Source organism: Bradyrhizobium betae (assembly GCF_004123905.1).
Taxonomy (GTDB): domain Bacteria; phylum Pseudomonadota; class Alphaproteobacteria; order Rhizobiales; family Xanthobacteraceae; genus Bradyrhizobium; species Bradyrhizobium betae_A.
This window is the reverse complement of record NZ_MZXW01000055.1, coordinates 61,028-74,333: the sequence shown is the minus strand read 5'-3', so window position 1 is coordinate 74,333 and position 13,306 is coordinate 61,028. Positions and strand designations below refer to the sequence as shown.

Sequence of the window (13,306 nt, the reverse complement as noted above, 5' to 3'; positions counted from 1 at the left end):
ATGGAGAGGATTGGAACAATGAACGGGTCGCAATTCGAGCGCGGAAACATCGTGGCAGAACAACTGTCGGCGACGGTCGCCTCGAAAACGACCGATCCGATTCAGGAACACAATTCACGTCCGCCGGCCGAAGGCCTCTACGATCCGAGCCTGGAGAAAGACTCCTGCGGTGTCGGCTTCATCGCCAACATCAAGGGTCAGAAGTCCCACGAGATCGTCGCGGACGCGCTGAGCATCCTCTGCAACCTCGAGCATCGCGGTGCCGTCGGCGCCGACCCGCGCGCCGGTGACGGCGCCGGCATTTTGGTGCAGATCCCGCACGCCTTCTTCAGCCGCAAGGCCAAGGAGATCGGCTTCACGCTGCCCGCGCCCGGCGAATACGCCATCGGTGCGCTGTTCCTGCCGCGCGACACCGCCTGGCGCAACGTCATCAAGAGCATCATCGCCGACCAGATCAAGGAAGAGGGCCTGACCCTGCTCGGCTGGCGCGACGTGCCGACCGACAATTCCTCGCTCGGCGTCACCGTGAAGCCGACCGAGCCCGCCTGCATGCAGGTGTTCATCGGCCGCAACGGCACCGCCAAGACCGAGGACGATTTCGAGCGCCGGCTCTACATCCTGCGCAAGTCGATCTCGCAGGCCATCTACCAGCGCCGCGACCGCGGCCTTGCGGGCTATTACCCCTGCTCGATGTCCTGCCGCACCGTGATCTACAAGGGCATGTTCCTGGCCGACCAGCTCGGCAAGTACTATCCCGATTTGCACGAGGCGGATTTCGAGAGCGCGCTCGCACTCGTTCACCAGCGTTTCTCGACCAACACCTTCCCGGCGTGGTCGCTGGCGCATCCCTACCGGATGATCGCGCATAACGGCGAGATCAACACGCTGCGCGGCAACACCAACTGGATGGCGGCGCGCCAGGCCTCGGTGAGCTCCGAGCTCTACGGCAAGGACATCAACCGGCTCTGGCCCATCTCTTATGAAGGCCAGTCGGACACCGCCTGCTTCGACAACGCGCTCGAATTCCTGGTGCAGGGCGGCTACTCGTTGCCGCATGCCGTCATGATGATGATCCCAGAGGCGTGGGCCGGCAATCCGCTGATGGATGAGAAGCGCCGCGCCTTCTACGAATATCATGCCGCGCTGATGGAGCCGTGGGACGGCCCCGCCGCGATCGCGTTCACCGACGGCCGCCAGATCGGCGCCACGCTCGACCGCAACGGCTTGCGGCCGGCGCGCTATCTCGTCACCAAGGACGACCGCATCGTGATGGCGTCCGAAATGGGCGTGCTGACGATCCCCGAGGACCAGATCATCACCAAGTGGCGCTTGCAGCCCGGCAAGATGCTGCTGGTCGACCTCGAACAGGGCCGTCTCATTCCCGACGACGAGATCAAGGCCGAGCTCGCCCGGAGCCATCCCTACAAGGAGTGGCTGGAGCGGACCCAGATCGTGCTGGAAGAGCTGCCGAAGGTGCCGACGACAGGCGTGCGCTCGAACCTGTCGCTGCTCGATCGCCAGCAGGCGTTCGGCTACAGCCAGGAAGACATCACCATCCTGATGACGCCGATGGCGGCCACGGGCGAGGAAGCCGCGGGATCGATGGGCAACGACACGCCGATCTCGGCGCTGTCGGCCAAGGCCAAGCCGCTGTTCACCTACTTCAAGCAGAACTTCGCGCAGGTCACCAACCCGCCGATCGACCCGATCCGCGAGGAGCTGGTGATGAGCCTCGTCTCCATCATCGGACCGCGGCCGAACCTGTTCGACTTGCAAGGTCTTGCCACCACCAAGCGCCTCGAAGCGCGCCAGCCGATCCTGACCGACGCGGACCTCGAAAAGATCCGCTCGATCTCGGAAGTGGCGGAGTCGCACTTCAAGTCGCGCACGCTGGACACCACCTTCCACGCCGGCCTTGGTGCGGCCGGCATGGACCAGGTGCTCGACGAGCTTTGCGCACGCGCCGAGAGCGCGGTGCGCGAGGGCGTCAACATCATCATCCTGTCCGACCGCATGGTCGGCTCGGACCGCGTGCCGATCCCGTCGCTGCTCGCCTGCGCCGCCGTGCATCATCATCTGATCCGCACGGGTCTTCGCACCTCGGTCGGTCTCGTCGTCGAATCCGGCGAGCCGCGCGAAGTGCATCACTTCGCCTGCCTGGCCGGCTACGGCGCCGAAGCGATCAATCCTTATCTGGCGTTCGAAACCATCATCGCGATGAAGGACCGCCTGCCCGGCTCGCTCGACGACTACGAAATCGTCAAGCGCTACATCAAGTCGATCGGCAAGGGCTTGCTCAAGGTGATGTCCAAGATGGGCATCTCGACCTACCAGTCCTATTGCGGCGCGCAGATCTTTGACGCCATCGGCCTCAGGGCTGAATTCGTCGGAAAATTCTTCGCCGGCACGCACACCCGCGTCGAGGGCGTCGGTCTGGCCGAGATCGCGGAAGAAGCCGTGCGCCGCCATGCCGACGCGTTCGGCGAGGCGCTGGTCTACAAGACCTCGCTCGACGTCGGCGGCGAATACGCCTATCGCAGCCGCGGCGAGGACCATGCCTGGACCGCGGAATCGGTTGGCCTGCTCCAGCATGCCGCCCGCGGCAATTCGCTGGACCGCTACCGCGCCTTCGCAAAGATCCTCAACGAGCAGTCGGAGCGTCTGCTGACGCTGCGCGGCCTGTTCCGGATCAAGAACGCGGAAGAAGAAAAGCGCAAGCCGATCCCGCTCGACCAGGTCGAGCCGGCCAAGGACATCGTCAAGCGTTTTGCCACCGGCGCGATGAGCTTCGGCTCGATCTCGCGCGAGGCGCACACCACGCTCGCGATCGCCATGAACCGGATCGGCGGCAAGTCGAACACCGGCGAAGGCGGTGAGGAAGCCGACCGCTTCAAGCCGATGCCGAACGGCGACAGCATGCGCTCGGCGATCAAGCAGGTCGCCTCGGGCCGCTTCGGCGTCACCACGGAGTATCTCGTCAACTCCGACATGATGCAGATCAAGATGGCGCAGGGTGCCAAGCCCGGCGAAGGCGGCCAGTTGCCCGGCCACAAGGTCGACGCGACCATCGCCAAGGTCCGTCACTCGACGCCGGGCGTCGGACTGATCTCGCCGCCGCCGCATCACGACATCTACTCGATCGAGGATCTCGCGCAGCTCATCTACGACCTCAAGAACGTCAACCCGGACGGCGCGGTCTCGGTCAAGCTCGTCTCGGAAATCGGCGTCGGCACGGTCGCCGCGGGCGTTGCCAAGGCGCGCGCCGACCATGTCACCATCGCGGGCTTCGAGGGCGGCACCGGTGCCTCGCCCCTGACCTCGATCAAGCACGCCGGCTCGCCGTGGGAGATCGGCCTCGCCGAAACCCACCAGACGCTGGTGCGCGAACGGCTGCGCAGCCGCATCGTGGTCCAGGTCGACGGCGGCTTCCGCACCGGCCGTGACGTCGTGATCGGCGCGCTGCTCGGCGCCGACGAGTTCGGCTTCGCCACCGCGCCCTTGATTGCGGCCGGTTGCATCATGATGCGCAAGTGCCATCTCAACACCTGCCCGGTCGGCGTCGCGACCCAGGACCCCGTCCTGCGCAAGCGCTTCACCGGCCAGCCCGAGCACGTGATCAACTACTTCTTCTTCGTCGCGGAGGAAGTCCGCGAGATCATGGCCTCGCTCGGCTTCCGCACCTTCAACGAGATGATCGGCCAGGTGCAGCTGCTCGACCAGACCAGGCTGGTCGCGCACTGGAAGGCCAAGGGCCTCGATTTCTCGAAGCTCTTCGTCAAGCAGAAGGAAGAGAAGGGCCAGAAGATCTATCACTCCGAGCGCCAGAACCATCATCTGGAAGCGGTGCTCGACCGCACGCTGATCGAGAAGGCAACGCCTGCGCTCGACCGTGGCGCGCCGGTGAAGATCGAGGCCAATATCAACAGCACCAACCGTTCCGCCGGCGCGATGCTGTCGGGCGCGGTGGCCAAGATCTACGGCCATGCGGGACTGCCGCACGACACCATCCATGTCAGCCTGAAGGGCACCGCCGGCCAAGCCTTCGGCGCGTGGCTCGCCCACGGCGTCACCTTCGAGCTCGAGGGTGAGGGCAACGACTATGTCGGCAAGGGCCTCTCGGGCGGCAAGATCATCGTCAAGCCGCCGAAGAACTCGGCCATCGTGCCGGAAGAAAGCATCATCGTCGGCAACACCGTGATGTACGGCGCTATTCAAGGCGAGTGCTACTTCCGCGGCATCGCCGGCGAGCGTTTTGCCGTGCGTAACTCGGGCGCGGTCGCCGTGGTCGAGGGCGCCGGCGACCATTGCTGCGAATACATGACGGGCGGTATCGTGGTCGTGCTCGGCAAGACCGGGCGCAATTTCGCGGCCGGCATGTCCGGCGGCATCGCCTATGTGCTCGATGAGGCCGGCGACTTCGACAAGCTGTGCAACATGGCGATGGTCGAGCTCGAGCCGGTGCTGTCGGAAGAGATGATCAACGCCGACGCCTATCATCACTCCGGTGACCTCGAGGCGCATGGCCGGGTCGACGTGTTCAAGGACCTGCTAGACTCCGACGTCGAGCGCCTCCACGTCCTGATCACGCGCCATGCGAAGGCGACCGGCTCCAAGCGCGCCGCCGATATCCTTGCCAATTGGAAGGAGTGGCTGCCAAAGTTCCGCAAGGTGATGCCGGTCGAGTACCGGCGCGCACTGCGCGAAATGGTCGCCAACGCGGACGCCGAGCCGAAAATCGCGATCGGGGCGTAAGGCATCACACCTCGTCATTGCGAGCGCAGCGAAGCAATCCAGACTTTCTTCCTTGATGCAGACTGGATTGCTTCGGAGCTCACGCTCCTCGCAATGACGACGAGAAGAAACAAAACGAATTTAAGCGGTAGGGACTTCGGGTTTAATGGGCAAGATCACGGGTTTTCTCGAAATCGAACGGCATGACCGCAAGTACACCCCGGTCGCCGAGCGCGTGAAGCATTTTGGCGAGTTCGTCGTTCCCTTGACCGAGAAGGAAACGCGCGACCAGGCCGCGCGCTGCATGAATTGCGGCATTCCCTATTGCCACGGCACCGGTTCGGTCGCGCCGGGCACGCCCGGCTGCCCGGTCAACAACCAGATCCCCGATTTCAACGACCTCGTCTATCAGGGCAACTGGGAAGAAGCCTCGCGCAATTTGCACTCGACCAACAATTTCCCGGAGTTCACCGGCCGCATCTGCCCGGCGCCGTGCGAGGCGTCCTGCACGCTCAACATCGACGACAACCCTGTCACCATCAAGACCATCGAATGCGCGATCGTCGACCGCGCTTGGGACAATGGCTGGCTCAAGCCTGAAGTCGCCTCCGTCAAGACCGGCAAGAAGGTCGCAGTGGTCGGCTCGGGTCCGGCCGGCATGGCCTGCGCGCAGCAGCTCGCGCGTGCCGGCCACGACGTGCATCTGTTCGAGAAGTACGCCAAGGCCGGCGGCCTGCTTCGTTATGGCATTCCCGACTTCAAGATGGAAAAGGGTATCATCGACCGCCGCGTCACGCAGATGGAAGGCGAAGGCGTCACCTTCCACTACAACAGCCATGTCGGCGCCGACGGCAATGTCGATCCGCGCGAGATGCTCAACGAGTACGACGCCGTCGCCCTCACCGGCGGCGCGGAAGCCCCGCGCGACCTGCCGATCCCCGGCCGCGAGTTTTCAGGCATCCACTACGCCATGGACTTCCTGCCGCAGCAGAACCGCCGCGTCTCCAGCGAGCCGCTGGGCGGCGTCCAGGAGATTTTGGCCGGCGGCAAGCATGTCGTCGTCATCGGCGGCGGCGACACCGGTTCGGACTGCATCGGCACCTCGCTGCGCCAGGGCGCGCTGTCGGTGACCCAGCTCGAGATCATGCCGGCTCCGCCCGAGCACGAGAACAAGGGTCTCACCTGGCCGAACTGGCCGCTGAAGATGCGGACATCGTCGAGCCAGGCCGAAGGCGCGATCCGCGAATTCGCCGTGCTGACGCAAAAGTTCACCGGCGAGAACGGCCAGGTCAAGAAGCTGCACTGCGTCCGCGTCGACGACAAATTCAAGCCGATTGCCGGCACCGAGTTCGAACTCGACGCCGACCTCGTCCTGCTCGCGATGGGTTTCGTGCACCCCGTGCACGAAGGCCTGCTCAAGATGCTCTCGGTCGAGCTCGACCCGCGCGGCAACGTCAAGGCCAACACGCTGGACTACCAGACCTCGCGCCCGAACGTGTTCACGGCTGGCGACATGCGCCGCGGCCAGTCGCTGGTCGTGTGGGCGATCCGCGAGGGCCGGCTGTGCGCAAGGTCGATCGATACGTTTTTGATGGGGAAGACGGATCTGCCGCGCTGAGTGAGGCGCGAGCTGACCATTACAACTGAGGCTGTCATCGCCCGCCTTGTGCGCACTTGCGCACTGGAGCGGGCGATCCAGTATTCCAGAGACCGCTGTCGTCTACTGAGAAGCCGCGGCGTACTGGATGCCCCGCCTTCGCGGGGCATGACGACGGAGTGAATGGTGAGAGCGCCGGCTAACCAAGCGCACCCGTCCAAACGCGTCCTGCCGCCCTTCAATTCTGCAACCTCACCCCCAGCATCACCACCGTCCCCTGCGAGCTGGACCCCGCCTGGTTCGAATCCAGGATGTCGTGACGCAGCGTGCCCTTGATCCAGATGTTGCGGTTGAGCTTGTAGATCAGATTGCCTTCGAGCGAGTAGGTTTTGTCGTTGCGGCCCTGGTTCTGATAGTCGTAGGTGCCGTAAGTGAACTTGCCCACGGCCGTCAGCCAGCGGCGGAAGTCGTGGTCGACTTCGACCCCGTAGGTGTGCACCAGCACGCCGGAGGAGCCGGGGATGGTGGTCTCGGCGATCTGGGTGTCGGTGGCGAATTTCACCGTGGTCAGGCCGCTGGCGTTCCAGATCAGCGAGCCCGCAGTGAGGAAGCCCGAGAGCTGGCTGAGGCGCGGGTCGGTATAGCTCCGCGCGGAATAGCCGACCGAGACTTCGCCGGTGAGGATGCGCGAGAACTCGAAGGACGAGCCGATTTTGGCGTAGCCGCCGTTTGAATCGCGGAAGTAGCCGTTGCGATCGGCGGCCTGGTCGTGGACGCGGGTATCGCCCTGGATCTCGACGAACGGTTTTAGCCCGGGCTTCAGCTCATAGGAGAAGCGGCCGACGCCGCCATACTGGTTGAAGTCCCGGTCGCCGTTGCTGAAGGTCGAGCCGTCGGTGAGCTTTGAATCCGTGTAGGCGGTGCGATCCACCGTCGCGCCGGCGGCGACCTGGAAACGATTAAAGGTCTGGTCGAAGCCGAAGGTGCCGCCATAGGTGGCATAGACAGGATATTTCTGCAGGCCGGCCTGCACGTTCGGGCTGCCGGGATTGTCGGTCGCGAGCCGCAGGCGCAGCTGCGAGGTCAGCTTGAAATCGCGATCGACGTCGGCGCGGCCGTCGACATGGCCGGTGAAGTCAGGACGGTTGATCTCGACAGGCGACGGCGAAGCAAAACCGTCGATGGTCGCCGGCATGTTGTTGGTGTAGCCCGAGAACGAGCCGCGCAGATCGGCGACCAGCGCGTGGCGCTCCCAGTCGGACTGAACGAGAAGGTCGGGGGCAACGACATAGACCGGCGATCCCACCGGCTTGCTGAGACGCGCCGGGTTGGTGTCGTAGCCGGTGGAAAGCTCGAGCCCGCCCTTGATCAGGAAACTGCCCGCGTAGTCGCCGACCGCGCCGAACGCATCGTCATCGACTTTGAGGCGGCGGCGCAGCGGCTGGCCGGGCACATTGCCGGCCATCGCCGGCGGCACCGGCGTCTTGTGCGCGGTCTCGGATGGGGGCGGCGCGATGCGCGGCGGGCCCAGCGTCCTGTCCTGGGCTGCGGGAGGCACGGGCGAGCCGGGGCCAAGCGGACGCTTCGGCTTGGGCTGGCCGGGATAGAGCTTTGGCTGCTGCCGCTTGCGGTTCAGCGAGTCGTAGCCGGAGCCGCTGGCGCCATTGGCGGCGGGCAGGCCGTAAGTCGGGACCTGGCCGACGCGCGAGGTCGCCGGCCTCTCGCGGCTCTTGCGCGGATCGGCATTGGGATCGGGCAGTGCCGGCAGCGCGTCCAAGGGCGCCTGCGGCACGCCCGCCGTGCGGCGCGTGGGCAGCGTCTCGGGCGAGGCAAAGCCGCCGCGGTTGGGATTGAACAGGTCGGGCGTTAGGCTCTGGGCGGCCGCAGGGGCACTTCCAAGGGCCGTCAGCACCAGACATGGCAAAGCAGCGCGCAGGAAATGCGCGCGTTTGCTCCGGCCCGTGCCTGGAGACGACCCCACGATGTAATAACTCCAACGAAATCAAACACTTTCACGATCGCCCCCGTCGGCTGGCGGGAACCATCGTTAATGGAGTTAAAACAATTATGGTTAATGACCGGTTGAGGGCATTTGCGGCCTCGTCGCCTCGCCCGCGCGGGCGTGCTAAGCAGGCGCCAACGGCCTACCCTTCCCTGGACCTAGACATGCCGAGCTCGAAACCGCTGATGACCGCATCATCCGGCCCCATTCCTGACAGCGTCGAATCCGCGCTCCGCACGCTGGAGACGGAGAGCGGCGGCATCAACGCGCTCGCCGCCGCCCTGCGTGGCCCGCTCGGCGATACCTTCGCCAAAGCCGTCGACCTGATCCGTCAGGCAAAAGGCCGCGTCATCGTCACCGGGCTCGGCAAGTCCGGCCACATGGCACGCAAGATCGCGGCGACCTTGGCCTCGACCGGCACGCCCGCCTTCTTCGTCCACACCGCGGAAGCCGCCCATGGCGACCTCGGCATGATCACCACCGACGACGTCATCATGGCGCTGTCCTGGTCCGGCGAGCAGCCGGAGATGAAGACGCTGGTGAACTATTCGGCGCGCTTTGCAATTCCCATGATCGCGGTGACGTCGAACGCTTCGTCCTCGCTGGGGCAAGCTGCCGACATCGTAATCGAGCTGCCCAAGGCGCGCGAGGCCTGCCCGCACAACCTGGCACCGACCACCTCGACCATGATGCAGGCCGCGATCGGCGATGCCATCGCGATCGCGCTACTCGAAGGCCGCGGCTTCACCGCGCTCGAGTTCGCGCATTTCCATCCCGGCGGCAAGCTCGGCGCGATGCTGAAATTCGTCCGCGACTACATGCGCACCGGCGCAGATATCCCGCTCAAGCCGCTCGGCACGAAAATGTCCGACGCGGTGATGGAGATGTCGGCGAAGGGGCTGGGCTGCGTCTGCATCGTCGACGACGCCGGCGGGGTTGCAGGCATCATCACCGACGGCGATTTGCGCCGCCACATGCGGCCCGATCTGCTGACGGTGTCGGTCGACGACATCATGACGAAGCAGCCGAAGACCGTGCCGCCCTCGATGCTCGCCACCGAGATGATCGAGGTGCTGAACACACGCAAGATCACGACGCTGGTCGTGACCGAGGCGGACAAGGTGGTGGGCATCGTGCACCTGCACGATTTGCTGCGGGCGGGGGTGGCGTAAGGCACGCGCTCTCCTCGTCATTGCGAGCGCAGCGAAGCAATCCAGACTGTCGCCCTGGAGGCAGTCTGGATTGCTTCGTCGCAAGAGCTCCTCGCAATGACGCGTGGTTAGAGTTGCGCCGGAAACCGCGCCGCCTTTTCCTCAAGCGGCAGCCGCAGCCCGTTCGCCAGATACGACACCGTGCGATAGAAGCCGCACAGCAGCATGATCTCCAGGATCTGCGCTTCGTCGTAATGCGCCGACAGCGCGGCGAATTCCTCCTCGCTGAACGTCGCGCGGGTGTGCAGCGCGTCGACCGCCGCGATCAGCGCCTGCTCCGCCGGAGACCAGCAAGATGATGCGGCATCGCCCTGCACGGTCGCACGCACCTCTTCCTCCGTGAGATTCGCAGGCCCTGCAAAAATCGCGACATGCACGCCCCATTCATATTCGCATTTGTTCAGCGCGCAGGTGCGGTCGATGACGATCTCGCGCTGGCGCAGCGACAGCGGTCCGGGATCGAGCAGGCCGCCGGCGCGGAACTTGTCCCAGGCGCGCGCGTGGCCTGCCATCACCCGGAACAGCACCAGCGGCGGCGCGCCGCGCATGATGCGGTCGAATTGTTGCTGGATCTCCGGGGGATAAGGCTGATCGAGCGGGGCGATGCGCGGTGTGGCCTGGGACACGGGCCGTCTCCATTGCTACATTTATCGTAGCAATACGCTACATTATCTGTAGCGCAACGCAAGAGGGCGACGATGGCAAAGCAGGCAGCATCGGGGGGCGTCCGCGGTTCGCGCACCGGACGGCCGGTCATGGCGCTGCTCGATTTGCTCGGCCGGCGCTGGAGCCTGCGGATTCTGTGGGAATTGCGTGACGCCCCCCTCACCTCCCGCGCATTGCGCACGGCTTGCGACGAGGCCTCGCCGACGGTGCTGCAAGCGCGGCTGACGGAGCTGCGCGAGGCGGGGTTCGTGGAGCTGGGCGACGGCGGAGGCTATGGATTGACGCCGCTCGGGCGGGAGCTGTGCGAGACGTTCATGCCGCTGCACCGGTTTGCGGAGAGGTGGCGCAGCAAGCGCAGTGCCTAAGTGGAACGACGCCGACCCAACAAACTCGTCATTGCGAGCGAAGCGAAGCAATGACGGCAATTAAGCCGCGGCAACCGTCAGATTCGCACCATCCACCTGCACCACCTTCACCCGCGTCCCCGCCGGCGTATCGGGGCCGGCCACGCGCCAGACCGTGTCGCCGATGCGCACGGTGCCGTTGCCGTCGATGATGGGCTTCTCCAGCGTGAACTCGCGCCCTAACAGCGCCTCGGTCCGCTTGTTGAGGAACGGGCTGGCGCTGGCATCGCTCTTCGGCCGGGCGAGACGGCGCCACACCGGCACAGCGGCTGCGGCGAAGATCGCGAACATCACGAGCTGGATCTGCCAGGACACGACAAGCCCGAACGAGATCAGGCCGACCAAAAGTGCGGCTAACCCGAGCCAGAACAGAAACACGCCCGGCGCCAGCACCTCCAGCGCCATCAGGATGAAGCCGAAGATCAGCCAATTCCAGGTGCCGAGCGATACCAACATGTCGGTCATGACACGACCTCTTTATAACTAACCCTGCCGCGGCGGCACAGCCGGCGGCGTGCTGCCAGTCGTCGGCACCGAGCCGCGTCGAGCGGCGGCCGCCGCCGACGCAGCACTTTCGCCGAATGTCGCCTTGGCGATCTCGCCGATACCGGCGAGCGAGCCCAGCATGCTCATCGCCTCGACCGGAAGCATGATGACCTTCTGGTTCGGCGAGTCGGCGAGTTGCCCGAACGCCTTGATATACTTGTCCGCGATGAAATAGTTCAGCGCGGAAACATCACCCTTAGCGATGGCTTCCGATACCACGAGCGTCGCCTTGGCCTCGGCCTCCGCGGAACGTTCGCGGGCCTCGGCGTCGCGGAACGCAGCTTCCTTGCGGCCTTCCGCCTGGAGGATCTGCCCCTGCTTGGCACCCTCGGCGCGCAGGATCTCGGACTGGCGCTGGCCTTCGGCCGCGAGAATATCGGCGCGCTTGACGCGCTCGGCCTTCATCTGCCGGCCCATCGCTTCGACGAGATCGGCGGGCGGCACGATGTCCTTGATCTCGATGCGGTTGACCTTGAGGCCCCACGGCGAGACCGCGGCATCGACGACGCGCAGCAGGCGCTCGTTGATCTCGTCGCGATGCGACAGCACCTGGTCGAGATCCATCGAGCCCATCACCGAACGGATGTTGGTCATGGTCAGCACGATGATCGCCTGCTCCAGATTGGAGACTTCGTAGCTCGCCTTGGCGGCGTCGAATACCTGGAAGAAGGCGACGCCGTCCACCGTCACGGTGGCGTTGTCCTTGGTGATCACCTCCTGCTCGGGAATGTTGATCACCTGCTCCATCATGTTGATCTTGCGCCCGACCTGATCGAAGTAGGGGATGATCAAATTGAGCCCGGGGCTCAGCGTCTGAGTGTATTTGCCGAAACGTTCGATGGTCCAGTCATAGCCCTGCGGCACCGTCTTCACGCCGGCGACCAGCGTGACGATGACGAGCAAGACAAGGACAATCGCGAAAATGTCGAAACCGCTCATATTTCCTCCAAGGCGGGAAAAGGCCCTTTTCCCACGCTGTCATTGGTCGGGATCAAGACCCTACCGGTTCAGCGGTCGCAATTCACGTCGGTATCGGCGAGATTCTGCACAAGACGCAGCGGGAGAGAACGGTCACGATATGTATTTGCGGACGGCTCTTGAAAGCGCGCAGGCGCAGACCTAGCCGCGAAAGTTAACGAATCCTGGCATGCCGTCCGCCACCAACGACGTCATTCGATGACGTCGTTCGCGATTGCGAGCAGGCTTGGGGAAAGCGTGGCGCCGATCGCCCTCGCCGTCTTCAGGTTGACCGCGAGTTCAAACTTGGTGGGATTCTGGACCGGCAGGTCGGCCGGCTGCGCTCCCTTCAGGATACGGTCGATATAGGAGGCGGCGCGGCGGATCTGCTCGGCGCTGTCTGTGCTGTAGGACATCAGCCCGCCCTCGTCGACGAAGGTGCGGCTCCAGAACACCGCCGGCACGCGCGCCTCGCTGATCGCCACCAGGAGATGGGCGCGATTGGCCATGGTGAAGAAGTCCGGCAGGATCAGCAGGCCGCAATCTTTCCGCGACGCCAGCGCGGCAATCGAGGCGGCGTCATGGACCGGCGCAGCCTCGACCGTCACATGAAGCGTCCGTGCGGCGTCCTCGACCGTGCGCAGCATCAGGGGCGCGAACGGCGCGGTGGCGGGATTGTAGACGACGACAACGCGGGACACTTTCGGCGTGACCTGCGTCAGCATCTCCAGCCATTTGCCGGCAAGCGGGCCGTCATAATCGGTGAAGCCGGTGATATTGCCGCCGGGATGCGCGAGGTTTTTGACAAAACCCTGGCTGACGGGATCGGTGACGACGGCGAACACGATCGGGATCGTCGTGGTGCGCTGGCGCAGCTCTTCCACCGAGGGGGTGCCGACCGCAAGCAGGATATCGGGCTTGAGTGCGATCAACTCATCGGCGAGCCGCGCGATGCGCGCGCGGTCGCCGGCACCGCTGCGCCAGTCGACCTTGAGATTGCCGTGCTCCTTCCAGCCGTGGGTGGCAAGCGCTTCGACCAGGATCGTGCTGCGAACCTGCCCGATCGCATCATCGGCGGCGGTGACCGAGAGCACGCCGAGCCGACGCGTTGTATTCGGCTGCTGCGCCACCACCGAAGCCGGCAGCGCGGCGGTCATCCCAAGAAGCGCCAGGATCTCGCGCCGGTTCATGG

9 protein-coding genes are annotated in these 13,306 nt (G+C 64.9%); 4 read left to right on the top strand and 5 right to left on the bottom strand.

All coding sequences use genetic code 11. The features are described 5' to 3' along the window. The first annotated feature begins 18 nt into the window (after window positions 1–18). Together gltB and B5V03_RS39625 are read left to right on the top strand one after the other, a co-directional pair. On the top strand, window positions 19–4,752 hold the full coding sequence (gene gltB / locus B5V03_RS39630) for a glutamate synthase large subunit (protein ID WP_129275836.1): 4,734 nt from the start codon (window positions 19–21) through the stop codon (window positions 4,750–4,752). A 145-nt stretch (window positions 4,753–4,897) separates the two neighbouring features. Next, the gene (locus B5V03_RS39625; RefSeq protein ID WP_129275835.1) at window positions 4,898–6,349 is read left to right on the top strand and encodes a glutamate synthase subunit beta; all 1,452 of its coding nucleotides are present in this window, start codon (window positions 4,898–4,900) and stop codon (window positions 6,347–6,349) included. 217 nt (window positions 6,350–6,566) lie between these two features. Here the strand turns inward: B5V03_RS39625 and B5V03_RS39620 are convergent, their stop codons facing one another. Continuing rightward, a complete protein-coding gene (locus tag B5V03_RS39620) occupies window positions 6,567–8,309 on the bottom strand; it encodes an outer membrane beta-barrel protein (protein ID WP_129275834.1) in 1,743 nt (580 codons plus the stop codon). Between the two features lie 185 nt (window positions 8,310–8,494). On the opposite strand from B5V03_RS39620, the gene B5V03_RS39615 reads away from it, so the two are divergent. Further along, window positions 8,495–9,502, top strand: a complete 1,008-nt coding sequence (locus B5V03_RS39615) for a KpsF/GutQ family sugar-phosphate isomerase (protein WP_164988610.1) — start codon at window positions 8,495–8,497, stop codon at window positions 9,500–9,502. Window positions 9,503–9,609: 107 nt separating this feature from the next. Here B5V03_RS39615 and B5V03_RS39610 read toward each other — a convergent pair whose 3' ends face one another. Next, window positions 9,610–10,167, bottom strand: coding sequence for a carboxymuconolactone decarboxylase family protein (locus B5V03_RS39610; RefSeq protein WP_129275832.1), 558 nt, complete (start codon window positions 10,165–10,167; stop codon window positions 9,610–9,612). Window positions 10,168–10,239: 72 nt separating this feature from the next. On the opposite strand from B5V03_RS39610, the gene B5V03_RS39605 reads away from it, so the two are divergent. Beyond that, window positions 10,240–10,572, top strand: a complete 333-nt coding sequence (locus B5V03_RS39605) for a winged helix-turn-helix transcriptional regulator (protein ID WP_129275831.1) — start codon at window positions 10,240–10,242, stop codon at window positions 10,570–10,572. Window positions 10,573–10,632: 60 nt separating this feature from the next. Here B5V03_RS39605 and B5V03_RS39600 read toward each other — a convergent pair whose 3' ends face one another. The 3 genes from B5V03_RS39600 to B5V03_RS39590 form a co-directional block, all read right to left on the bottom strand. Then, on the bottom strand, window positions 10,633–11,076 hold the full coding sequence (locus tag B5V03_RS39600) for an NfeD family protein (RefSeq protein WP_129275830.1): 444 nt from the start codon (window positions 11,074–11,076) through the stop codon (window positions 10,633–10,635). A gap of 18 nt (window positions 11,077–11,094) precedes the next feature. Continuing rightward, window positions 11,095–12,096, bottom strand: a complete 1,002-nt coding sequence (locus B5V03_RS39595; protein WP_129275829.1) for an SPFH domain-containing protein — start codon at window positions 12,094–12,096, stop codon at window positions 11,095–11,097. Window positions 12,097–12,326: 230 nt separating this feature from the next. Continuing rightward, window positions 12,327–13,304 carry an ABC transporter substrate-binding protein gene (locus tag B5V03_RS39590; protein WP_129275828.1) on the bottom strand — a complete coding sequence of 326 codons (978 nt, stop codon included), beginning with the start codon at window positions 13,302–13,304 and terminating at the stop codon, window positions 12,327–12,329. Window positions 13,305–13,306 lie beyond the last annotated feature (2 nt).